At 61.2% G+C, this 21,165-nt stretch carries 20 protein-coding genes, 1 tRNA gene and 6 pseudogenes; 17 read left to right on the forward strand and 10 right to left on the reverse strand.

Annotated features, from left to right (window positions below):
* Nucleotides 1–12: 12 nt before the first annotated feature.
* From USDA257_RS14825 to USDA257_RS14850, 6 genes are all read right to left on the reverse strand, one after another.
* Entirely contained in the window at nt 13–1,059 is a 1,047-nt protein-coding gene (locus tag USDA257_RS14825) for an ABC transporter ATP-binding protein (RefSeq protein WP_014763791.1), read from the reverse strand.
* Between the two features lie 18 nt (nt 1,060–1,077).
* Nucleotides 1,078–2,796: a beta-fructofuranosidase gene (locus USDA257_RS14830; protein WP_014763792.1), complete on the reverse strand. Its 1,719-nt coding sequence runs from the start codon at nt 2,794–2,796 to the stop codon at nt 1,078–1,080.
* Between the two features lie 3 nt (nt 2,797–2,799).
* A complete protein-coding gene (locus tag USDA257_RS14835; RefSeq protein WP_014763793.1) occupies nt 2,800–3,693 on the reverse strand; it encodes a carbohydrate ABC transporter permease in 894 nt (297 codons plus the stop codon).
* Nucleotides 3,686–4,624 carry a carbohydrate ABC transporter permease gene (locus tag USDA257_RS14840; protein ID WP_041415291.1) on the reverse strand — a complete coding sequence of 313 codons (939 nt, stop codon included), beginning with the start codon at nt 4,622–4,624 and terminating at the stop codon, nt 3,686–3,688. The genes USDA257_RS14835 and USDA257_RS14840 overlap by 8 nt, the downstream gene beginning before the upstream one ends.
* 102 nt (nt 4,625–4,726) lie before the next feature.
* Complete coding sequence (locus USDA257_RS14845) at nt 4,727–6,019, reverse strand: ABC transporter substrate-binding protein (protein ID WP_041415292.1); 1,293 nt, start codon at nt 6,017–6,019, stop codon at nt 4,727–4,729.
* Nucleotides 6,020–6,063: 44 nt separating this feature from the next.
* Nucleotides 6,064–7,068 (reverse strand): LacI family DNA-binding transcriptional regulator, encoded by a 1,005-nt coding sequence (locus USDA257_RS14850; RefSeq protein ID WP_014763796.1) that lies wholly within the window; start codon nt 7,066–7,068, stop codon nt 6,064–6,066.
* Between the two features lie 307 nt (nt 7,069–7,375).
* Here USDA257_RS14850 and USDA257_RS14855 point away from each other — a divergent pair, with 307 nt between their 5' ends.
* Entirely contained in the window at nt 7,376–8,746 is a 1,371-nt protein-coding gene (locus tag USDA257_RS14855) for an NfeD family protein (protein ID WP_014763797.1), read from the forward strand.
* Nucleotides 8,747–8,762: 16 nt separating this feature from the next.
* Nucleotides 8,763–9,536 (forward strand): slipin family protein, encoded by a 774-nt coding sequence (locus USDA257_RS14860; RefSeq protein WP_014763798.1) that lies wholly within the window; start codon nt 8,763–8,765, stop codon nt 9,534–9,536.
* Between the two features lie 130 nt (nt 9,537–9,666).
* Here the strand turns inward: USDA257_RS14860 and USDA257_RS14865 are convergent, their stop codons facing one another.
* Both USDA257_RS14865 and USDA257_RS14870 read right to left on the reverse strand, forming a co-directional pair.
* On the reverse strand, nt 9,667–10,056 hold the full coding sequence (locus tag USDA257_RS14865; protein ID WP_014763799.1) for a phasin family protein: 390 nt from the start codon (nt 10,054–10,056) through the stop codon (nt 9,667–9,669).
* A 591-nt stretch (nt 10,057–10,647) separates the two neighbouring features.
* Nucleotides 10,648–11,835 (reverse strand): IS481 family transposase, encoded by a 1,188-nt coding sequence (locus USDA257_RS14870; protein ID WP_014763800.1) that lies wholly within the window; start codon nt 11,833–11,835, stop codon nt 10,648–10,650.
* 32 nt (nt 11,836–11,867) lie between these two features.
* Between USDA257_RS14870 and USDA257_RS37850 the strand changes: the two genes are divergently transcribed.
* The 5 genes and pseudogenes from USDA257_RS37850 to USDA257_RS14885 all read left to right on the forward strand — a co-directional run.
* Nucleotides 11,868–12,158, forward strand: a complete 291-nt coding sequence (locus tag USDA257_RS37850; protein WP_223843437.1) for a hypothetical protein — start codon at nt 11,868–11,870, stop codon at nt 12,156–12,158.
* 36 nt (nt 12,159–12,194) lie between these two features.
* Entirely contained in the window at nt 12,195–12,431 is a 237-nt protein-coding gene (locus USDA257_RS37855; RefSeq protein WP_223843438.1) for a hypothetical protein, read from the forward strand.
* A pseudogene (locus USDA257_RS38805) lies at nt 12,428–12,575 on the forward strand (GcrA family cell cycle regulator); the annotation flags it as partial. The gene USDA257_RS37855 and the pseudogene USDA257_RS38805, both read left to right, overlap by 4 nt.
* Before the next feature lie 299 nt (nt 12,576–12,874).
* Nucleotides 12,875–14,075: pseudogene (locus USDA257_RS14880) on the forward strand (IS256 family transposase).
* 280 nt (nt 14,076–14,355) lie between these two features.
* Nucleotides 14,356–14,816: pseudogene (locus USDA257_RS14885) on the forward strand (hypothetical protein); the annotation flags it as partial.
* Between the two features lie 193 nt (nt 14,817–15,009).
* Here USDA257_RS14885 and USDA257_RS14890 read toward each other — a convergent pair.
* Nucleotides 15,010–15,198, reverse strand: a complete 189-nt coding sequence (locus tag USDA257_RS14890; RefSeq protein ID WP_014763802.1) for a hypothetical protein — start codon at nt 15,196–15,198, stop codon at nt 15,010–15,012.
* A 790-nt stretch (nt 15,199–15,988) separates the two neighbouring features.
* Between USDA257_RS14890 and USDA257_RS36535 the strand changes: the two genes are divergently transcribed.
* The 7 genes and pseudogenes from USDA257_RS36535 to USDA257_RS37880 all read left to right on the forward strand — a co-directional run.
* Nucleotides 15,989–16,063 (forward strand) — tRNA-Met (locus USDA257_RS36535).
* Between the two features lie 37 nt (nt 16,064–16,100).
* Nucleotides 16,101–16,310, forward strand: coding sequence for a hypothetical protein (locus USDA257_RS14895; RefSeq protein ID WP_041414249.1), 210 nt, complete (start codon nt 16,101–16,103; stop codon nt 16,308–16,310).
* A 661-nt stretch (nt 16,311–16,971) separates the two neighbouring features.
* Nucleotides 16,972–17,130: pseudogene (locus USDA257_RS14900) on the forward strand (DUF2280 domain-containing protein); the annotation flags it as partial.
* Nucleotides 17,131–17,553: 423 nt separating this feature from the next.
* Complete coding sequence (locus USDA257_RS14905; protein ID WP_014763804.1) at nt 17,554–18,687, forward strand: DUF2213 domain-containing protein; 1,134 nt, start codon at nt 17,554–17,556, stop codon at nt 18,685–18,687.
* Nucleotides 18,687–18,863, forward strand: a complete 177-nt coding sequence (locus USDA257_RS37870) for a structural cement protein Gp24 (protein ID WP_014763805.1) — start codon at nt 18,687–18,689, stop codon at nt 18,861–18,863. Before USDA257_RS14905 ends, USDA257_RS37870 begins: the two co-directional genes overlap by 1 nt.
* Before the next feature lie 447 nt (nt 18,864–19,310).
* The gene (locus USDA257_RS37875) at nt 19,311–19,637 is read left to right on the forward strand and encodes a major capsid family protein (protein ID WP_223843459.1); all 327 of its coding nucleotides are present in this window, start codon (nt 19,311–19,313) and stop codon (nt 19,635–19,637) included.
* Nucleotides 19,633–19,837: pseudogene (locus tag USDA257_RS37880) on the forward strand (hypothetical protein); the annotation flags it as partial. The gene USDA257_RS37875 and the pseudogene USDA257_RS37880, both read left to right, overlap by 5 nt.
* On the opposite strand, the gene USDA257_RS38535 reads toward USDA257_RS37880, so the two are convergent.
* Nucleotides 19,834–20,046, reverse strand: coding sequence for a hypothetical protein (locus tag USDA257_RS38535; RefSeq protein WP_041414250.1), 213 nt, complete (start codon nt 20,044–20,046; stop codon nt 19,834–19,836). The pseudogene USDA257_RS37880 and the gene USDA257_RS38535 overlap by 4 nt on opposite strands.
* Nucleotides 20,047–20,118: 72 nt before the next feature.
* On the opposite strand from USDA257_RS38535, the gene USDA257_RS37150 reads away from it, so the two are divergent.
* From USDA257_RS37150 to USDA257_RS14925, 3 genes and pseudogenes are all read left to right on the forward strand, one after another.
* Nucleotides 20,119–20,286 carry a hypothetical protein gene (locus USDA257_RS37150; RefSeq protein WP_014763807.1) on the forward strand — a complete coding sequence of 56 codons (168 nt, stop codon included), beginning with the start codon at nt 20,119–20,121 and terminating at the stop codon, nt 20,284–20,286.
* A gap of 47 nt (nt 20,287–20,333) precedes the next feature.
* A pseudogene (locus USDA257_RS14920) lies at nt 20,334–20,516 on the forward strand (pyridoxamine 5'-phosphate oxidase family protein); the annotation flags it as partial.
* A 165-nt stretch (nt 20,517–20,681) separates the two neighbouring features.
* A complete protein-coding gene (locus tag USDA257_RS14925; protein WP_014763808.1) occupies nt 20,682–21,146 on the forward strand; it encodes an NUDIX domain-containing protein in 465 nt (154 codons plus the stop codon).
* The last annotated feature ends 19 nt before the right edge of the window (nt 21,147–21,165 follow it).

A 21,165-nucleotide genomic window follows, 5' to 3' on the forward strand; every position in this document is an offset into this window, starting at 1 on the left:
CATAGCACCGCCTCAGTTGACTCTTGTTCCCTGCGCAGAAAACAGATGCAGCTTCGCGAGATTCGGGGCGATATGCACTGGCTGACCGGGTTCGAGATCGATCCGGTCGCGCAACACCAGGTTGGCATCCGCCGATCCGAGCTTCACGAGGACGTGCGTTTCGGAGCCGGTCGGTTCGACGACCGACACCGTCGCCGGCACGCCGTCGGTGGCGATGGCGAGATGTTCCGGGCGGACGCCATAGACTTCCGCCTGAGCGCCCCGATAATCGGCAGGCAGCGGCAGCGAGAGGCCGTCACGCGTGACGAACCGACCATCGCCGATCGCGCCCTCGAAAAGGTTCATTGCCGGCGAGCCGATGAAGGTCGCGACGAAGGTGTTGACCGGACGGTCGTAAAGCTCGAGCGGCTTGCCGATCTGCTCGACCTTGCCGCCGCGCATCACGACGATCCGGTCCGCCATGGTCATCGCTTCGATCTGGTCGTGAGTGACATAGACGGTCGTCGTCTTCAGACGCTGGTGCAGGTCCTTGATCTCGGCCCGCATGGTGACGCGCAGCTTGGCGTCGAGGTTCGACAATGGTTCGTCGAACAGGAAGACCTGCGGATGGCGGACGATCGCCCGCCCCATGGCGACGCGCTGGCGCTGGCCGCCCGACAATTGCTTCGGCAGGCGATCGAGAAAGGGTTCGAGGGCAAGGATGTCGGCCGCCTCCCGGACGCGTTTCTCGATTGCCGCCTTGCCTTCGCCCTTGAGCTTCAGCGCGAAGCCCATGTTCTCGGCGACCGTCATATGCGGATAGAGCGCATAGCTCTGGAACACCATGGCGATGTCGCGCTCCTTTGGCGCCACGTCATTGACGACGCGGCCGCCGATACGGATCTCGCCGGCGCTGATGTCCTCGAGCCCGGCGAGCATGCGCAACAGGGTCGACTTGCCACAGCCGGAGGGACCGACGAGCGTGACGAACTCGCCATCTTCGATATCAACCGAGACGCCGTGGATCACCGGCACGGCGCCGTACTGCTTGCGCACCTGTTCGATCGTGACGGATGCCATGGGTTTCCTCCCTTCGTTTCAGAGCTTGAGCTGCCAGATGCTGGCGGCTGCGACATTGCCTTTTGGCGCGATCAGACGCGCCGAGCGAACGCCCTCGAATCCCGGCAGGCGCTTCGTGCCCGTCCAGCGGCCGTTGTCGGCGAAAACCTCGATCGAGCCCTTGTCAAGGAAGATGCGCAGCATCGAGGGGCGCGCCCCCATCGCGATGTAGCGGGGCAGCCATTTTCCGTCCGGCACGTCGTAGAGGATGCTCAGGCCCTCGTGATCCAGCCTGAGGCCGAGTTCGACTTCCGGATGCTCGAATTCGATGTCGAAGTCTGCCCCGGTCACTGCCAGATCGAGGACGATCTCGACGGCTCCGTTGCCAAGCTCGACCGTTTCGCCGGTAACCAGCCGGTTCTCGTCGACAAGCTGCTGGCGCAGGCTGTCGACGGCCTCGACCGGAGGCGTGAGCAGCGCACCGTCCTTGAGCAGGACGCGCCGGGGGAGCGTCATGGCCGCCGGGAAATCGATCTTCTTGGAGATGTCCGTCCAGTTCGCAAGCCATGCGATCCCCACTGGGCCGTCACGGTCGACGAAGGCCTGCAAGGCATAGGCGTCGGTCCCGAAATCGAGTTCCTGTTCAAATTCCTTGTCAAAGCTCCGGCCATCGAAGCGGCCGACGGTCGCGATGGTGATGTTGCGGCGGCCGGTCGCCGGATCGCGGCTGGTCAAGAGGCCGAAGACGAGCGCCCAACGGGTTTGCGGATCATCGGCCGGGCCGAGCGGCACGATGCATGGGCATTCGGCTGCTGTCATGCCGAAACGGTCCTCGCGGTGCAGGATCCCGACGAAGCTCCAACCGCCCGCCGCGTCCAGATCGGCCGTCTCATAGAGCAGGATGACGCCGCCGGCGTGGTCGCGGCTGCCGAGAAGCATTTTCCAGCGGCCGTCCGGCGCCTTGACCACATAGGGGTCGCGAAAGTCGAGTGTCAGGTCCAGGTCCGCCGGGCGCTCGGGAAGAATGATCTCGGCGGGGCCGACCGTGATCTGGTCGCGACTGATAGTAGTCAATTGGATCTGCTCCTCCGGCGCGCGATCCTTGACCTGCTCGGTGAAGAAGACGCGGATGCCCGGCTCCTCACCCGCAAGTGGAATGGCCGAACCGGAGAACGCGCCGCCGCGGCCATCCGCACGCGCTAAAAGTTCCGTCGAGGGGAAGAGGAAGATCGGCAGGTGCGTCCAGCGCAGATAGTCTTCTGAGACCGCATGGCCCCAATGCATCGTGTTCCAGCGCAGGCTATGCGGATAGTGCTGATAGAAGAGATGAACCTTGTCGCCGAAGCGGCCGAAGCCGTTCGGGTCGTTCATCCAGCCGAAGGGCGGGCGGAAGTGGTAGCTGTCGGGAATGGCGGGTGCGGCATTCGCTTCGCCACTGAAAAGCACATGAATACCTTTGTCCAGGACGTCTCTCTCCGAGAAGGCATAGACCACCGAAAGGAGCGTCGTTGCGGCATCATAGGTGAGTGTCGTTTCACCGCCGGCATCGAGCACCAGTGTCTGGAACTCAAATTCCTCGGCGTTGTGCGCTGTGAGCCGGGCGATTTCGCGCCCTTCCTGGCTGGCGCGCAGCTCTGCCGGCGTTCCCGCGTCGGCGGCCTTCACCCACGCATGAATTGTAGTGCCAACGCGAAGGATGGCGCTCAGTGTCTTACCGCCGGCGCCGAGAAGCGAGGAGGGGTTTGCATGAGTTGTCATTGATCAACCTTTCACGGCGGAGCCAACGAAGGAGCTTACGAACCAGCGCTGGAAAACGAGATAGAGGGCGAGGATGGGGATCATCATCAGGACGGATGCTGCCATGGCTCGATCCCAATAAATGCTGTCCTGTCCGAAGAAGGTTGCGATGGCGACGGAGATCGGCCGGGCATAATCGGTCTGAGTCACCAGGATCGGCCAGAGATACTGGTTCCAGCTCTCTATCCCCATGAGGATGGAGACGGTGGCGAGGGCCGGCAGGCTCAGTGGCAGGAAGATCGACCGGTAAATGCGGAACACCGACGCGCCGTCCATCTCGGCCGCTTCGAAGAGCTCCTTCGGAAGCTGGGCGAAGAACTGGTAGAACAGGAAGATGTAGAGTGGACTTGCGACCCAGGGCACGATCTGCACCGTGAAGGTATCGGTTATACCCGCGCGCGACACCATGATGACGAGCGGCATGATGATGCTCTCCTGCGGTATGACGTAGAGCGCGATGACGAGGGAAAGGATCAGCGCACGGCCGCGCAGCGAGCCCCAGGCGAGCACGAAGCCGGCCATCGAATTGATGATCAGACCGGCGCCGACAGTGGTCGCCAGGATGATTAGCGAATTCAGGAGATAGCGGCCGAAGGCAAGTTCGCCGGAGAGGTTGCCGACCTCCGCGAAATTCGAGAGCGTCGGGTTCGACACCCAGAAGGCGCGGAAGCTGCCCATGTCGGCCAGGATCTGGAAGCGGTCGTCCTTAAGGCTGGCAATAACGAGCATGAAGAGTGGCGAGACGATCACGAGGGCGATGACGAAGATGCAGGCCGTCTGGACGATGCGCAGCGAACCGATCGCTGAGCGCTCGCGCTTTGCCTCAGTCTCGAATGTGGAAATGACGAGATCAGACATCGAAACGCCTCAGAAGTTGACGCTGCACGAGCGCGATGATGAGAACGATCACGAACAGAATGACCGAGACGGCCGAGGCATAGCCGAGCTTCTGCTCTTCGAAGCCGGCGCGCACCATGTAGTGAACGACGGTTTCGGTGCTGCTCTTGGGGCCACCCTGGGTGAGGATCGCGACCTGCGTGTAGAGCTTGAACGCCTGGATTGTCGTGATGACCAGCACGAAGACGTGCGTAGGCCTCAAGCCAGGCATGGTGACGTGCCAGAAGCGCTGGAAGGCATTGGCGCCGTCGATCCGGGCCGCGTCATAGAGCTCATCCGGAATGCCCTGAAGGCCGGCGAGGTAGACGATCATCTGGAAGCCATAGGCTTGCCAGGCGGAGAGCAGCACGATCGAGAACATCGCCCAGTTGGGGTCACCCAGCCAGTCGATTGGCTGGATGCGGCCGCCGGAAAGAAAGCCGATGATCTGGTTTAGTGGCCCCGTCGGGTATTGGAACAGCGTTCCCCATATCACGCAGACGACGACCATCGAAGTGATCGCAGGCAGGAAGAACAGCCCGCGGAAGAAATTACGCAATGGCAGCTTCTGGTGCAAGAGCAAGGCGGTCGCGAAGGCCAGCCCGCATTGCACCGGCAGGATCCAGAAGGTGAAGCGCGAAACGTTCCAGAGCGACGTCCAGAACAGGTCGTCCTTGAAGATCCGCAGGAAATTGGTCAAGCCGATGAAGCGGACGGGTGTCGGACGCGGCACCAAGGGTTGATTGGTCATCGCCGTCCAGAACGACAGAAGGAAGGGCACGATCAGGAAGATCGTCAGCAGCGCCACGGCGGGCGCGAGCATGCCGATCTCCTGGAACAGGCGCCCTCTGTCCCTGCGCCGGGCAGGGCGCGCGAGCGCCGTTGCCGGCAGCGCCGGTTGCTGCAAGGTCATGATCTCCTCCTCACTAATCGCGTCATCTGTCGCCGGCCGTGCGACGACGGCCATCGGTCGCGCGGGCCTCGCGGCATGCGCGGCCGCGAGGCCGCTCATTCGTTATTGCTGTTCGTCGAAGGGCGGGTAGCCGTCGTTTTCCTCGATGTCCTCGTCGATCTTCTCGGCCGCGGCGGTTAGCGCCGCCTTGACGTCGCCGCCATTGAAGATCTCATCGACGGCGCCCATGAAGGCGGAGGTGATCGTCGGGTAAGCCGGATGCGGCGGCCGTGCGACCGCGGTCTTGGAGGCCTGCTCGAAGGCGAGGGCCATTGGACCGCCGGCGCTATACAATGGCGAATCCGCGGCAAAGCTCTTCAGGCCGGGATAAGCGGAATCATCCCGCGCGTAATCGCGATACTGCTTGTCCTTGAGCATGAAGCTCAAGAACTTGCCGGCGATGTCCGGATGCTCGGAGGCGGTCGTGATCCCCCAGATCCAGGTTCCGTTCGGGCTGGCGCCCTTCGGGCCGAACTTCGGCAGCGGCATGACGACGATGTCGTCCTTCATCGAGGCTGCGGCTTCCGCGTAGAACCAATGGCCACCGAATGCGAGCGCCGCAGGATGCCCTTCGGCAAAGAACTGGTTGGTGCCGGAGGACTGCGGCACGACCCAACCGTTCTTGACCCATTTCTGCATCATCGTCAGCGCATCGACGCAGGGATCGCTATCGAGCGTTCCCACCGACTTCCAGGTCTTGCGGTCGATCAGGTCGCAGCCCGCCGATTGCAGGATCGGGCCGTAGGCATAGGTGATCCACTCGGTCTTGATGCCGTAGCCGCGGAATGTGTCGATCGGCCACTTGACCCCTTCGAGCTTCGACAGCTTTTCGAGATAGCCCTCGAATTCCTCGCGCGTCCACGCATCGCCCACCCCTTTCGGGATGCGGGCGCCAATCGCTTCGAGGTATTTCCTGTTGCCGTAAAGGACGACCGAGGAGTCGGTGAGGCCGACGGCGTAGAGATCCTTGTCGATCGGATAGGTACCCTGCGCGACGTTGGACTCGGTCATGTCGTCGAGAATGTCCTGGTCAATCAAAGGCTTGATCGGCTGGAGGTAGCCCGACCAGACATAGTTTGCGAGGAACGGCGCGTCGAGTTCCATGAGATCCGGCAACTGCTTGGACATAACGGCGGCGCTGAACTTCTCATTATAGGCGTCGTGCGGCGCGTAGATCAGCTCGATGTCCACGTCCGGATTGGCCGCCTCGAAGCGCTTGGCAACCTCGCCGTAGGTGGTGACCCAGCCGGGGTCGCCCTGATGCATCATATGAATCACGGTCTTCGCCTCGGCATGGCTCATGACGACGCCAAAGGCCGCGGATGCCACAAGCATTGAAAGTAAACGATTACCCATCATAGTCACTCCTCCTCAACGGGTTTTTCACTCTGAAACTGTATTCAAACGGATGACCGCTCCACCAATTGAAACGGCAGCTTTCGCACCTCGCCCGGCGCCGCATCGCTGGTCAGCAGAATGTCGGCCGCCATACGTCCCATCGCGCGATGCGGCAGGGCCATGGTCGTCAGAGGCGGATCGAGGCGAGAGGCGATGTCCACCTGATTGTCGAAGCTGGCGACGGCGACATCATCCGGGATTTGTGCTCCGACTCGTCTGAGTGCGGCATATACTTCCATCGCGACGCGGTCGTTGCCGCACAGGATCGCGTCAGGCCGCTCCGTGCCGCTCATCAAATTGGTAACATGGGAAAGGACGAGGCTATGCGCCCTGTCGCTATAAATCGCGCGGCGCACCGCCGGCAGCACTTGGGAACCGACACCATCGAGCCCGGCATCGGCCAGAGCCTGGCGAAAACCGGCCTCGCGCAGTTCGCCGGCGAGCAGGCCCGGCAGGTTGATGAAAACGATGCTGCGGCGCCCGGCATCGATCAGGTAGCTGGTGATCTCGTGGGCGGCGCCGACCTCGTCTGGCACCAGCGACGTCACCCGGTCGTTCGCATCGCGGCAATTGATCATCACGCCGACCGTGCCGGTAAATTCTTCCGGTAGCGAGACGACCTTGTGATACATGGCCGCATAGGCGATCGCTCGCGGCCGGAAACGGCGGACTTCCTCGACGACGGAGGCGATGTCACGGCGGCCGGAGAGCGTCATCGCGAAGACGGCCATATCGGAGGTCCGGGCGGCGCCGTCGAGTCCCCGGATGATTTCGGTTGCAAAGGGCGAGGTGATCAATTCATCGGCAACGACGCCAATCAGCGGCATCCAGCCTTGGCGCATGCTGCGCGCGGCGAGATTGGTGACGTAGCCGAGTTCCTCGGCGATCTCCTTGATGCGCTGCCGCGTATCGTCCGACATGCGGGCCGAGCCGCCGTGCAGGGCGCCCGAAACCGTCTTGACGGAAACGCCCGCGCGCTCGGCTATGTCGCTCAAAGAAATCGTCAAGACAGTTCCTTGGGTTAACGATTACTCAAGCTAATACCACCGCCCACGGGCCAGAGTCAACCGCCGAGGGTGCCTGTTCATACGGTCTGCTGCGTCCGCCGCTGCTGGCGAGTGGAGCAACAAGAGCCGCTCGTGACGATGCAACTTCCGCGGCAGAGCACCAAGGCCATATCTCTTACGCTTTTCCCCGTTCTGGCCTATATTAGGAAGCATGAATTTCGACGAAAGGTAGAAGTGGGCAGGGAAAGCCCTGGCGTGGACCATCCTCCCGCTTTAGCCCGGTCGCGAACCAGAGGCCTGACGGCGAATGTCCCGAATCCTCACCCTGGTGCTGTTCCTGCTGTCGGCCTTCGCGTTTCCAGTTCCATCTGTATCCGCGGCCGAGCGCGTCGCATTGGTCCTGCATGTGAACGGCGCCATCAGTCCGGCGACGGCCGAATATGTGATCCGGGGATTGCAGCGCGCCGAGGATCGCGGTGTGGCGCTGGTGGTTCTGCAGATGGATACGCCCGGCGGCCTCGACACGTCGATGCGGGACATCATCCGCGCCATCCTCGACTCCTCCGTGCCCGTCGCCAGTTTCGTCGCGCCGAGCGGCGCGAGGGCGGCGAGCGCCGGGACTTATATTCTTTACGCAAGCCATGTGGCGGCGATGGCGCCGGGAACCAATCTAGGCGCCGCGACACCGATCGCCATCGGGGGAGGGCTGTTCGGCGGCGACGAAGAGGACGGCGGCAAAGAGGCGTCCGACGAGCAAGGCAAGCCCGACGCTCCCAAGCAACCAACGAATGCCGGTGAGGCAAAACTGATCAACGATGCGGTGGCCTATATTCGCGGGCTTGCGGAATTGCGAAACCGCAACGCCGATTGGGCCGAGAAGGCGGTGCGCGAGGCCGCCAGCCTCTCTTCGGTCGCGGCGGTACGCGAGAAGGCTGTCGATTTCACGGCCGTTACCGTCGAGGACCTCCTGAAGCAAGCCCATGGCCGGACGGTCCGCATCGGCCAGGCCGATAACCGGCTCGATACGGCGGGGCTCTCCATCGAGGACGTGCTTCCCGACTGGCGCACGCGCCTGCTCTCGGTGATCACCGATCCAAACGTCGCGCTGCTGCTGATGATCGTCGGCATCTACGGGTTGATCTTCGAGTTCCTGACGCCCGGCACCGTGGTGCCGGGCACGATCGGCGGTATCAGCCTCCTGCTCGGTCTCTACGCCCTGGCGGTGCTGCCGGTAAGCTATGCCGGCATCGGCCTGATCATGCTCGGCGTGGCGTTGCTGGTGGCCGAGGCGCACGCGCCGTCCTTTGGCGTCCTCGGGCTCGGCGGCGGGGTTGCCATCGTGCTCGGTGCCGCAATTCTGTTCGACACCGACGTACCGGGGTTGCAGGTGTCCTGGCCGGTTCTCGGCGGCGTGGCGATCGCAAGCCTGGCCTTCAGCTTCATTGTCGCCCGTCTCGCATTCGTTTCCCGCCGGCACAAGGTCGCCACGGGGGCCGAGCAGATGATCGGTATTTTCGGCAAGGTCGACACCTGGGCGGGCGCGGCGGGTTACGTCATCGCGCATGGGGAGCGCTGGAGCGCAGTGAGCAGCGAGCCGCTCGGCCCCGGCGAGGACGTGATGGTCGTCGGCCGCGACGGGTTGACGCTCGAAGTCGAGCGCCGAGCAAAACGAAGCTAGGAAGGGGAGGAAATTGATGCCCTTGTTTGGAAGTCTTGTTCCGCTCGCCGCGGCTCTGTTTCTTCTGCTGATCGTCATCGCCTATGCGATCCGGATCCTCCGGGAATACGAGCGCGGCGTCATCTTCACCCTCGGCCGCTTCACCGGCGTCAAGGGGCCGGGTCTCATCCTGCTCGTTCCCTATGTGCAACAGATGGTGCGCGTCGATCTCAGGACCCGGGTGCTCGACGTGCCGAGTCAGGACGTTATCTCGCATGACAACGTTTCGGTCCGGGTCAGTGCTGTCATCTACTTTCGCGTGATCGATGCGGAGAAATCGACGATCCAGGTCGAGGACTTCATGGCGGCGACGAGCCAGCTGGCCCAGACGACCTTGCGATCGGTGCTCGGCAAGCACGACCTCGACGAGATGCTGGCGGAGCGCGACCGGCTAAACGACGACATCCAGAAGATCCTCGACGTGCAGACTGATGCCTGGGGCATCAAGGTCGCGACCGTCGAGATCAAGCATGTCGACATCAACGAATCGATGATCCGGGCGATCGCCCGCCAGGCGGAGGCCGAACGCGAGCGGCGCGCCAAGGTCATCAATGCCGAGGGTGAGCAGCAGGCGGCGGCGAAACTGCTCGAGGCGGCGCAAATCCTTGCTCGCCAGCCACAGGCCATGCAGTTGCGCTACCTGAGCACGCTCAACGTCATCGCCGGCGAGAAGAATTCGACGATCATTTTCCCCTTCCCGATGGAACTCGCCGAGCTGCTCGCAGCCAAGACCGGAGGGCAGACCAAGTAGACGACTACAGCGCCGTGCGTCTTATCAGACGCACAAAGGACGCTGTAAGACTTTGAAGCGCTGCATGTTTTTCTCCTCAAAGCGGCTTCGATTTAAGGAGACATGCAGCAGCGGCCGGACCGTCACCGCGTCACATGACCATCTTCCGCGCAACTTTCTCGGTCAGGTCTTCCTGCTCTTCGCTCACGCGCTTTGCCGTCTGGGTGGCAAGCTGCGCGCCGATCCGCGTGAATCGCTCAGCCTCGTCGGAATAGTCCTCGAAGGCATCGCGCCAGAAGCTGCAGTAAAGGTCGAAACCATCGCGCGCATAGTCCGACGCGAGCAGTTCCTCCCAAAGCTGGAGATGATGCTCGCTGCGGCTCTGCATGAAGCTGAGCGCCTCGATCTGACCGCGCAAGGCCGTCTGCAGTATGTCCGCCTGGAAACGTGCCATCGAAAGCAGCAGCGATCGCCCTTCAGGCCCCACGGGCCATTGGGGCCAGATCGCCGGAGCAAGTGTGTCAGACATTTTCTTCGACATCGCAGAACCTCCTTTTCTGCAGCATCTCGCTGTCTCATCGCAAACCGAAATCATGCATGACGACCGATCACGTAATTCGGAAAGTGCTGGGCGCCCTCGTCGCGGGCGTGGATTGGCGGTGTCTTTTAGGGACCAAGCTAAGGTGGCCGGTCCGTGCGATCATTGATCGGTGTCAATTGTAAGCGCACGACCTTCGCCGCAGCCACCTCCCGCCTTGACCTTGGTCAAGGCCGGTCCGATCCCTCTGGCATAGACTAGAGCATTTAGATCGCTTGATGAAGGGATTGATTCATGTTCATCAGGGAAATGACCGAAGCGGAGTGCCTCACCGTCGTCGCGCCGGTGACGAAGTCAGCTTATAGTGAAGCAAACTCTGACCACGCCGATTCACCCTTGGCGAAGCAGATTCACGAAGAGCAAAGCAGGCCCGGCACGAACCCGTTGCCACGGTCATTTCTGGGGCATGCGGAAGGCCATCCGGGGCCTCACGCCAGACACTTGCCTTCTAAGCAGGTTGTCGCAGGTTCGAGTCCTGCAGGGGTCGCCATCTACTTTCTTGTCCAGACCGGAGACATAGGTAACAGAACGTACCTAAGACATGGGTGACAACCTCGTGCCGAACGGGTTGTCGATGGTTTGCAGGGTTCTCTGCTCCAGGTCGATATATCCGAGATCATAATGCATGAAGCTGACGAGCCAAATGCCGTCGTCGACTTCCTTGATTCCGAGGTGCTGGCCGGCCAGCACCGTCGAGATGTTGATCTTCTTGCGGTAGATGCAGATGCGGCCACAATTGGTGACGAGCGCATCTCGATCGTGGAATGGATAGTCGATCTCCGGCAGGCCGGTATAGGTACGCTTTGATGCTGTATAGATGTCTGCGGGCGCCTTCATCGCCAGCGCCTCGTGCGGCCGCTCCTGATTGAATTCACTAACGAATGCATCGAAGCGGGCCTGCTGCTGGAGAATGTTTCTGCCGGGCGGTCGGGTGGCCTCCTTCTTCAGCGTCAGGTGCATGCGCTCATGCCGGCCGTTCTGTTGGGGACGGCCCGGCCTGATGCGCTCGAGCGCGATGCCGAGCCTCAGCCACCAGACCGACAGCTTCGAGAGATTGTAGAGCCCGTTTGGCGAGGCAAACGGCAGGCCATTGTCGCTTCTTATGGCGGCTGGCAATCCGTGTTCGACAAACAGCCGCCGGAAGGCATCGAAGACCGCTGCTTCGCGCGTCGATTCAAAGGCTTCGCAGGCGAAGAGGTAACGCGAAGCCTGATCGGTCACCGTCAGCGGGTAACAGTACTGGCCGTTGCCGAGCTTGAACTCGCCCTTGAAGTCGGCGCACCACAGGTCGTTTGGCATGAGCGCCTGCGATAGGGCCGTTCCTTCGGCCCGGTGACGTTGCCGCTTGCGGGCATGGGCGACCAGTCCGTGCCGGTCGAGAACCGCGTGCACCGTGCTCTTGGACGGCACGCGCACGTCGCCGGCCAATCGTTTCACCAGCAGTTCTCGGATCTTGCGTGCGCCCCAGTGCGGTTTCTCCTTCTTGAGGCGCACGATCATCGCCTCGACTGGTCCGGGCAACTGGTTCGCGTAACGCACCGGTCGCCTGGACCGATCCGTCAGCGCCTCCAGTCCGTCTTCCCTGTAGCGGTTGAAGATTTTGTAGCCGGTCTTGCGCGAGATGCCGAACTCCCGGCACACATCGCTCATGCCTTCGCCCTCAAGCAGGCGGGCGACAAATCGTAGACGTTCCTCCATCACCGAAGTCTCTTTCCACGGCATCAACACCTCCGCCAAAGCGGAAAGTGTTACCCATGTCTCCGGTACGAAACGTCACCTATCTCTCAGGTCGGGCATCTGACCATTCGCAGGGCATCGACCCGAAGAAGATCGACGCCGTCCATGGATACGCTCTCGAAGGCGTCCCGACATGCGGCCTCACGATCGCCACGCAGAAGCTGATCAAGGGCGATTACGCCGGCAATCCTGACGTGCTCCTGGGCACCATTCCGAAGCCGCCGATTCTCGCAGCACTGGCCAAGCTTAGGGCAAAGCCGGCCCGAGAAGACCGCGTCCGAAAGCGCGAGATGCTCGAGGCGATGTAGCCGGCCGACGCGCCTGTCGACCGGTCACCCGAGGTCATGGCGCGCGTTCGCGCCGGGCTCAATCAGTTCTGCCAGGAACATGCCGCGTCGAAGTTGGCGGCCGGCGGCATCATCGTTCAAGAGCCTCTGTCACCAGAGCGCGCCGACGAGTTGGCCCGCATGCTGTCATTGCCGGACGCCAAGGAAATCAGCGCCGAGCAGATGGCGTACCGGCGCAAGGTGCAGGCGGACATAGAAGCGGCGGAGCCCCCAGCAGAGGACCAAGCGGCATGACCATCCAGCACCGCACCGTCGACATCGAGGCTGCGTCGAAGCTCTGGAAGGACGATCTATCAGCTTCGTAGATCGCAAAGCGTTTCGGCGTCTCTCGCAACGTCATCGTTGGGATCGCATTTCGAAATCGTGCGTTTTTCCCGGAGAAACAAAGATGTAGGAGTACTAGGCCCCAGAAGGCCGAACCGCCTCGAAGGAAGGTCGAAACGCGCAAGCTGTACACTCCGCACGAGAGAGAACCAGTCCCGGTCTCAGATTATGATGTGAAGCGTTTGCCATATGCAAAGGGTTGTGTCCCGTCGAGTGGTGTAACTCGGCGGTAGCGAAGCCGCTCGGGAGCGCGCCCTCAACAGCGCTGTAGCGAGGGAGCGGCTAGCAGCGGTCATCGATGTTCCCCGGTAGGGTCGGGTTGCTCACACCAACCTGATTCGAAGGAAGCACCGATGACCGATGCCATGATGAACCTGCGCATGCTCGTGGAGAAGACCCCCGACGCCGATATTCTGCGCGAGATGATCGGCTTTGCCGCTGAACGGCTGATGGAGATGGAGGTGGGTGCCTCCACCGGCGCCGGCTATGGCGAGAAGAACCCGTTGCGCACGGCCCAGCGCAACGGATATCGCGACCGGGACTGGGAGACGCGAGCCGGCACCGTCGAGCTGCGCATCCCCAAGCTCAGGAAAGGCACCTACTTCCCTTCGTTCCTGGAGCCGCGGCGCATGGCTGAGAAGGCGCTGACGGCGGTGATCCAGGAGGCTTACATTCAGGGCATCTCGACCCGCTCGGTCGACGACCTGGTCAAGGCCATGGGCATGAGCGGCGTCTCCAAGAGCCAGGTCAGCCGGCTCTGCGAGGAGATCGACGGCAAGGTGAAGGCCTTTTCTCGACCGGCCGATCGAGGGCGACTGGCCATATCTGTGGGTCGATGCCACCTACCTGAAGGTGCGCCGCGGCGGCCGCATCGTCTCCGTCGCTGTGATCATCGCCGTCGGCGTCAACACGGACGGCCGGCGCGAGGTGCTGGGCATGGAGGTCGGCACATCGGAAGCCGAGCCGATCTGGACAGAGTTCCTGCGCAAGCTAACTCGGCGTGGCCTGCGCGGCGTCAGGCTCGTCGTTTCCGATGCCCACGAAGGCATCAAGGCGGCGGTTTCCAAAGTTCTGTGCGCCACCTGGCAGCGCTGCAGGGTTCATTTCGCTCGCAACGTGCTGGCGCATGCCGGAAAGAGTGGCCGTCGTGTCGTGTCGGCCTTCATTGCCACCGCCTTCGCCCAGGAGACGGCAGAGGCGGCAAGCCTGCAATGGCGCGCCGTCGCCGACCAGATCCGCCCGAAAGTGCCGAAGCTCGCCGCCATCATGGACGAGGCCGAGCACGACGTCCTCGCCTACATGAGCTTCCCCAAGGAGCACCGCGTCAAGCTACACTCGATCAATCCGATCGAGCGACTCAATGGCGAGATCAAGCGGCGCACCGAGGTCGTTGGCATCTTTCCCAACGACGATGCCATCGTCCGCCTCGTCGGCGCATTGCTGCTTGAACAAAATGACGAGTGGGCCGTGCAGCGGGCTCGCTACATGACACTGGAAACTATTAGCCAGATGAGTGATGATCCGCTCATCAGCCTGCCGGCAGTGGCACGCTGATCAGTCCGGCCTACGCCGGAGAGCACGGCGACCAAAGCCGTCAGTTACACCACTCCAGTGGGCACGATCTATGCAAAGCGTCTAGAGGATTTGCTTCCCTGCGAATGCAAGTGGCCCCTCAACAACGGCGGCCCATATCTTTTCTGCGCAGCCAAGGCTGCCGGGACATACTGCCAACACCATCAATCTAGATCGCTATCAAGCTACCGCACCAAGAAGCAGGGGTGATCATGCCGGCTGATAGGTGCGCAACGTTAACACAGACTAGCGAGGGACAAGCATGAAGAGATCACGTTGGTATGAGATCAGGGCAGCCCCAGGCTATCAGCGCATGGCGGCCGCCGACGATCGGCTACCGGAAAGCCGACGCATGGAGTCGATCATTGAGCGGAACTGCCGCAAGGATCGCTTCGACATCTTCATGCCGTCGTTTTACCGGGAGTTGAGGCACCATCGGACGCACCAGGTCATCCAGAAACGGTTCCATTTCTTGTCGGATATGCCTTAGTCAACCTGCCGCGGCTGAACTTCGAAGAGCTCCGCAGGGTCGACTGTGTCGTGTGCTTCCTCCGCGGCGGCGCAGGGTACGGCCCGCTCGAATTCCCCGACGGCACAATCGAAGATCTGTACTTCGCCGAGCACGAGCGCCGACAGGCCTTTCTCTACGAACAGCATTGCAGGAAGGCCCGACCGCTGCCGAAAGTTCACACTCGGCGCATTGGAGAAATGCGCCGTTTTCTCGGATAGCCGAGAACGCTTGTTCCTCATCCATTTGAGCTAACCCGGTGTATTTTGAGCGCTTTCCGTGCTCGGAGCGTTCCACGGCTGTTCTTGGCTATTTCAAGTTTTGCTGAATCCGCCCCAGCTCAAACTGGGTAGATAAGGGCCTAGTGGCTGGTGGGATTGATTCCCGTTCGCCTCATCCGCAGCCCGTTTACTCTTCCCAAAGCATTTCCATGATCTCGTCGGGCGATTCCTTAACCTGGAGCGTGACGGAGACCCCGCCTTTAACAGAGCAGGTGACGAGCGTGGTGCTCCGATGGCCTTCGACGCGTTGGAAGTGCATGACAGTGTCCATGTTCACGAAGATCGGCCCATTGTTGTCGTGCAATTTTAGCCACATGCGTTCGCCCTTTCTAATGTAGTGGTTCATTTAGAATACCACAGAAGAGGACCCAATTTCGGGGAGTGGCATGCTCGAGAAATGGAGCAGCCCGGGTTGGCTCGCCGGTCTCATAAGCTGGATCTAGGCAACCTCCCCACGACATCGAAGCGAGAGCAGGTGCTGGCAGCCGCCACGACATCCAGCTTATCACCGACCTGGTATCCGTCCTCGGGCACACCGAGCGTCACCGACGCCCTCGCAAGAATAGGTCTGTCCTTTGTGCGTCCTGGTAAACATGATTGTGCCCACCGTGATGGTCTTGCGGCGCCCCGTGTCAAAGCCTCCCCGCGTCCTAACAGCCACGTCTCTATCGGCGACGCTGGTAACGGTTCCAATAGAGTGAGGGAAGTTATCACGCGCCAACTCTGAAAGGCATAATAGAGAGCGAAGAAGATCGCTGCACTGCCGAGAAGTATGCCTGGGAACGCAAAGCGGAGAGCCTTTCGGTCTTTATCAACAACGTCAGTCATTTGCGCCCCTCGATTGAGGCGCAAACCTAAACCACCACTCGGGCTCAGCCAAGCGGTGAGGCAACGAGTAATTGCGACACCCGATGACCGTCGTCTATGCGGTAGGGTGGTCGCCTTCACAGAAGTCGAATTATCGTGGCAATGATTAAGGCGACGAAAGTAGGGGCACGATAAGGAGTGTCCCCCATTCTAGCCTAGACCATCCTTTCGGTCGGTCCGGGATGTTCAGCAGCATCTCAAGAAGATCAAACACGGGATCCGCTTCAGCCGTGTCATAACGCAGTCAGGGCAACTGGTAAGCCGCGTGGCTCATAACCACGAAAGACCGGGTTCGATTCCCGGGCCTGCATCCAAATTCGACGAATGCCTTCCCGCGTCAGGAGGTGAAGCATGCCCTACCGTGTAGTTGAATACGATTCTGGCCCCAAGGATATGCCGGGCATGGAAGCACTCCTCAACGCCTGGGCGGCAGAGGGGTATTCGCTCCATCAGGCAGTTCGGGAAAGCACATACCGATGGGTGCTGATCTTCTCCTCAACGATCCTGCATTTGCGCGCCGGGCAGGTAAACCTTGGATCCGACGCGCTTTCCATCGAGTAAGGATCCCTCGACCAATAGATAGGCCGATATACCGAGGATGGAGAGCAGTAGAATGCTCACCGGCAGCCCTGCTGAAGAGCGATGATCAGGTTCTTGGAAGTTCTTTCGACCTACCATGGCCGGAACCATTTTGCACATACGAGAGCGACGCCGCCACGCGGGCTCTTCCCGCCAGACGGCCTGACTGGTCAACAAAGTTCGAAGCTCTGTAGCAAGTTGGGATTATACCACGCTCGCCGGAGCGCCGCGCGGGATCACAGGTGGTGAGGCAGATGACTGCCGCAACTTGTTCGCCGTATGTTCATAGCTATTTCAGACGCACAAAAGCCGCCCAACTGAGCTAAGTCCGGACATCGCCAGGGCTCAAATCGCCCATGCTTGCGGCACCTGCCAGCTCAGGGTCGCGTGACGATCACTCTCCGTCACGCACACGTTGCCGGTATCGCTCCCGGTCCTCTTCGGTCGCCCCTGTGGAGAGGTCCTCGCCCGGCTGCATGCGCTGTGCGACCGGAAGCCAAGGCCGACCAGGGTTCTCTTGGGTCCATAGCTTCTTCGCGCGCTTTTCTATTTCGGGATCGTCCACCGTCGCCTCCTGTGCAGGGAGATCATATCAGGGCGCTACAGCGGGCACGAGCCACCTTGATGGAGCCTTTAAAGAGCAATGGCCAATCCGAAGTATTCCGACGAGGTGAAGACCTATGTCGTCCAGGCACTAGCTTGCTTCGATAGCCCTGCCGTCGTCGCCAAGTCAGTCAAGGCAGAGTTCGACGTCGTCATCAGCCCTCAGGCAGTCGAGGCTTACGATCCGACCAAGCGCGCCGGTCGCCCGAGCGGCTCATCAAGAGGCCGAGAATATCACCATGAAAAGTGCGACCCAAAATAAGGCCGACAACTCGGCCGCCAACAGAAACCCAAACGCTGTGTCGCTCATGCAATCCTCCGTAGGCAACCTCCATTGCCGGGAGGAACTATAGGGGAGGGACGACGGTTCCGCTACTCACTAAGACGCAAGCAGCGAGTAAATCAGAACGCCGACAGATCCCCAGAAGCCAACCATTACAAGCGCCATCGCGGCAACCAGAACCTTTGTCATGACAAAACTCCACGACTGTTGTGCAGGTCCAAAGCCTAGCCCAGTGCTGAAATCTTAGTAACGGACCATGGTCTGATCTCGCTGCTTTCGTTGACGGTGTGTCGAACATAGCCGCCCTCGCTGGGCGGTTTTTCTTTTGAGGCACTACTCATGAAATTCACAGACACTGCACCGATCGCGGGCACGCGACGGACCGCCGACGGCTACCTGGTCGCGGACGTTCGCACCGCGCGCACCGGTATCCAGCTCTATGCCGGCCGTGAAGTCGGCAAGCCGGAAATGCAGTCGGTGAAGGTCTACCGGCCCGAGGATCAGGTCTTCGACAGGGCCAGCCTCGGCAGCTACGCGCATAAGCCGGTGACGAACGATCATCCGGCAGAGGCCGTGACGCCTGACAACTGGAAAGCCGTTTCGGTCGGCCAGATCGGCGACGAAGTTGCCCGCGACGGGGAATTCGTCCGCATCCCGCTCATCGTCATGGATGCCGAGGCGATCACGGCGATCGACGAGGGCAAGCGCGAACTGTCGGCAGGCTACACCTGCGATCTTGCCTGGGAACCGCCCGAAGGCGAGAAGTACGACGCCATCCAGAAGGATATCCGGATCAACCACGTCGCCATCGTGCAGCGCGGCCGCGCCGGATCAGAAGCTCGCATCGGCGACGGTGTGAGGTCGTGGGGCGCTGCCCCGTTCACCAGTGATCAGAAACCGAAAGAGGACAAGATCATGACCCTGAAGACGGTTACCGTCGATGGCATCCCGGTTGAAGTAACCGATCAGGGTGCCACGGTGATCGGCACGCTGCAGCAGCGGCTTGCCGACGCCAATATCAAGTTCGCCGACGCCGAGAAGGCACATCAGACGGCACTCGCCGGCAAGGATGCCGAACTGGCGAAGAAGGATGCCGAGCTCGACTCGACGAAGGCGAAGGTGCTTTCGGATGTCGATCTCGACAAGCGGGTCCAGGCTCGCGCCGATCTTATCTCCGCGGCGAAAACGATCGCCAAGGACATCAAGACCGAGGGCCTCTCAGATGCGGCCATCCGCAAGGCCGTTGTCGTCGCCAAGCTCGGCGATGCTGCGGTCGCCGACAAGTCCGACGCCTACATCGATGCTCGCTTCGACATGCTCGTCGAGGACGCCGGCAAGGGCGGCGCCGATCCTTTCCGCACCGTTGTGCAGCAGGGCCTTTCGCAGACCACTGACGCCAACGTCTCCGCAACCGCTCACAAGCCCATGGTCTCCGATCTCGAATCGGCCTGGCAGACGAAGGCAGCTACGTGATGCCTGCAATTCAGACCACTTATAGCGCCACGCACGCCCGCTGGGTCGAAGGCATGGTGCTCACGATGGAGCCGTCCGACATTGTCACCCGGCTTGCGGAAGACGCGGAAGGCATCGGCTTCGGCAAAGTTTGCGTCCAGGCTACCGCCGACAATCAGGTCGTCGACTCCGAATAACCGCCAAGTTCGTTGGGATCGCCGTGCTCGACGCGACGGGCCCTACCGGCAAGTACGACCAGTACGACAACGTCGCGGTCATGGTGGCGTCATCGTCGTTACTGCCTCCGAAGCCGTCGCCGTCGGCGATTCGGTCTAATACACCCCGGCGACCGGCGTCCTTTCCAAGACGTCGACCTCCAACACCCTCGTCGCGAACGCGACATGGGAAACCAGCACCTCTGGCGCCGGTCTCGCAGCGCTTCGCCTCGTTGCATAAGGAGCGATCTCGATGAACGCAATTATCACCAGGGACGCTCAGCAGGTCGCGATGAGCTTCCTTATCCGTCAGGCCTCGTTGATCGAGCCGACGGTCTCGCGATGAAGTATCAGGACATCCAGTATCCGAGCCTCATCCCGGTCGACACTTCGGCGCCCGAATGGATCCAGTCCATCACCTATTTCTCCATGGACTCGGTTGGCCAGGCGCAGTGGTTCTCCGGCCTCGCACATGACGTGCCGAAGGTCGAACTGACCCGCGAGAAGTTCGAGACGACCGTCAGCATAGCCACCATCGGCTACTGCTATACGCTCGAGGAACTGGGCACCGCGCAGCTGCTCGGCATGAACCTCACCAGCGAGAAGGCCTCTTCGGCACGTCGGATCGCCGAGGAGAAGATCGATCAGGTTGCTTTCGTCGGCGACACCGGCAAGGGCTTCACCGGTCCGGTGAACGCCTTGGCGCCGACCGCGACGACGGCGCCGGCGGACGGTACCGGCTCGGCAGACTTATGACCAGCGGTACATCGACAGCACCACGATCACGACGGCGGATCGGCAGATTTACATCTCATCGGTGGGCCTCGCGATCGTGCCAACCGTCGGCGACGTCATAACGGCTGGCGGTCGAATATCACGTCATCGCCGCCGACCCGAACAACTACGACGGCGTGACCAACGTCGTCTTCATCGTCCAAGGAAGGATTGCTCCTTAGTCGTTTTCAGGCGGCGCCCACTGGAGCTGAAAAAGGATGCTGTCATCGTATGACGGGAACCAACAGTGAGCATCGAGCCCAGATGCTCCCGCGTCGCCGCTTGGGGCCTTGAGAACGCAGCATCCCGCGTACGTCTTCACGGACTTGCAAAGCCTCACCAAATCCGAATGGCGGACGTTTTTGAGTAGAACAGGCTCTAACTCTTCCATTGGTCGCTCCCCTACGATCGGGCGGCAAGAGATTATTATCGAACGCTAATGTTGAAAAGAGAGGATTGCGGCATGAAAATCCGCTTTGTGAAGGATTACCCGGGCCATGCCGTCGGCGACGTCGTCGATGCAGCCGATCTGTCGGGCGGTCTTGCCCAGGGGCTGACCAACCTCGGCATCGCTGAGAAGATGCCCGAGAAGGCCGTCAAGAAAGGCGAGAAGGTTGGCGCGGCTGAATAATGTGCCACTGAACTTTCATCCGGCTGTGATTGGAGCCTCGGCGGCATAACGAACGCCTGCACGCCTCGTCACTTCTCCAGGAACATGTCAATTGGTGGGAGCCTGGCGGATTGAAGCCGACACGCCAGGAAACGCTCGGCGCTTCGCCGCATCTCTTTTATTGCGTCAGCATCGACGAGATGACCGGACGTGCTGCCGTGGCGGCGGACCGGCCTAAATCGCCCGAGTAAGCGAGCTGACGGCACCGCTCGAGAACCATCCCCCGTGGGTGTCGGCTAGTTGAAAAAACCGGTCGCGCAACGGACATTCATCCTATCCTGGTGGCGTCGATGATATCCTCCCCTGGCCGCCGAGGTCGAGACGGCCGTCGGTGCTATCTATCGGAGGGATTGGGTATGCCGAAGAGAAGCGCGGGCATCCTGCTATACAAGTACGAAGCCGGTGCGCTTCTCGTCCTGCTCGTTCACCCGGGAGGTCCATTCTGGAGCAACAGGGATCTCGGGGCCTGGTCGATCCCGAAGGGCGAGTACGAGGCCGACGAGGAACCGGAAGCTGCGGCGCGTCGCGAATTCTTCGAAGAGACCGGCATTGAGGTGACGGGAGCGCTCGAACCGCTTGGCGAGGAACGCCTGAAGAGTGGCAAGCTCATCTCTGCCTTTGCGGGCGAAAGCGAATTCGACATCACCAGCATTTCCAGCAACCAGTTCCAGATGGAATGGCCGCCCAAAAGCGGACGCATGCAAACCTTCCCGGAGGTGGATCGTGCCGAATGGTTCACGCTCGACGATGCGCGGGAAAAGGTGAACGCCACCCAAAGGCGGTTCATCGATCGCCTGGAAACCCGGCGCAACGGGCGATAAGCGGGGCGGGGCTCATCCA

Origin of the sequence: Sinorhizobium fredii USDA 257 (assembly GCF_000265205.3) — a bacterium.
GTDB lineage: Bacteria > Pseudomonadota > Alphaproteobacteria > Rhizobiales > Rhizobiaceae > Sinorhizobium > Sinorhizobium fredii_B.

Bases quoted from the DNA above. Each gene is read 5' to 3' on its own strand.
- USDA257_RS14925 (WP_014763808.1), top strand. From the start codon at position 20,682: ATGCCGAAGAGAAGCGCGGGCATCCTGCTATACAAGTACGAAGCCGGT.
- USDA257_RS14870 (WP_014763800.1), bottom strand. From the start codon at position 11,835: ATGCCGTGGAAAGAGACTTCGGTGATGGAGGAACGTCTACGATTTGTC.
- USDA257_RS37870 (WP_014763805.1), top strand. From the start codon at position 18,687: ATGCCTGCAATTCAGACCACTTATAGCGCCACGCACGCCCGCTGGGTC.
- USDA257_RS37850 (WP_223843437.1), top strand. From the start codon at position 11,868: ATGTCTCCGGTACGAAACGTCACCTATCTCTCAGGTCGGGCATCTGAC.
- USDA257_RS14905 (WP_014763804.1), top strand. From the start codon at position 17,554: ATGAAATTCACAGACACTGCACCGATCGCGGGCACGCGACGGACCGCC.
- USDA257_RS37150 (WP_014763807.1), top strand. From the start codon at position 20,119: ATGAAAATCCGCTTTGTGAAGGATTACCCGGGCCATGCCGTCGGCGAC.
- USDA257_RS14840 (WP_041415291.1), bottom strand. From the start codon at position 4,624: ATGACCTTGCAGCAACCGGCGCTGCCGGCAACGGCGCTCGCGCGCCCT.
- USDA257_RS14835 (WP_014763793.1), bottom strand. From the start codon at position 3,693: ATGTCTGATCTCGTCATTTCCACATTCGAGACTGAGGCAAAGCGCGAG.
- USDA257_RS14890 (WP_014763802.1), bottom strand. From the start codon at position 15,198: ATGTGGCTAAAATTGCACGACAACAATGGGCCGATCTTCGTGAACATG.
- USDA257_RS14895 (WP_041414249.1), top strand. From the start codon at position 16,101: ATGCCCTACCGTGTAGTTGAATACGATTCTGGCCCCAAGGATATGCCG.
- USDA257_RS14865 (WP_014763799.1), bottom strand. From the start codon at position 10,056: ATGTCGAAGAAAATGTCTGACACACTTGCTCCGGCGATCTGGCCCCAA.
- USDA257_RS14825 (WP_014763791.1), bottom strand. From the start codon at position 1,059: ATGGCATCCGTCACGATCGAACAGGTGCGCAAGCAGTACGGCGCCGTG.
- USDA257_RS14860 (WP_014763798.1), top strand. From the start codon at position 8,763: ATGCCCTTGTTTGGAAGTCTTGTTCCGCTCGCCGCGGCTCTGTTTCTT.
- USDA257_RS14845 (WP_041415292.1), bottom strand. From the start codon at position 6,019: ATGGGTAATCGTTTACTTTCAATGCTTGTGGCATCCGCGGCCTTTGGC.
- USDA257_RS37875 (WP_223843459.1), top strand. From the start codon at position 19,311: ATGGACTCGGTTGGCCAGGCGCAGTGGTTCTCCGGCCTCGCACATGAC.
- USDA257_RS38535 (WP_041414250.1), bottom strand. From the start codon at position 20,046: ATGGAAGAGTTAGAGCCTGTTCTACTCAAAAACGTCCGCCATTCGGAT.
- USDA257_RS37855 (WP_223843438.1), top strand. From the start codon at position 12,195: ATGGCGCGCGTTCGCGCCGGGCTCAATCAGTTCTGCCAGGAACATGCC.
- USDA257_RS14830 (WP_014763792.1), bottom strand. From the start codon at position 2,796: ATGACAACTCATGCAAACCCCTCCTCGCTTCTCGGCGCCGGCGGTAAG.
- USDA257_RS14855 (WP_014763797.1), top strand. From the start codon at position 7,376: ATGTCCCGAATCCTCACCCTGGTGCTGTTCCTGCTGTCGGCCTTCGCG.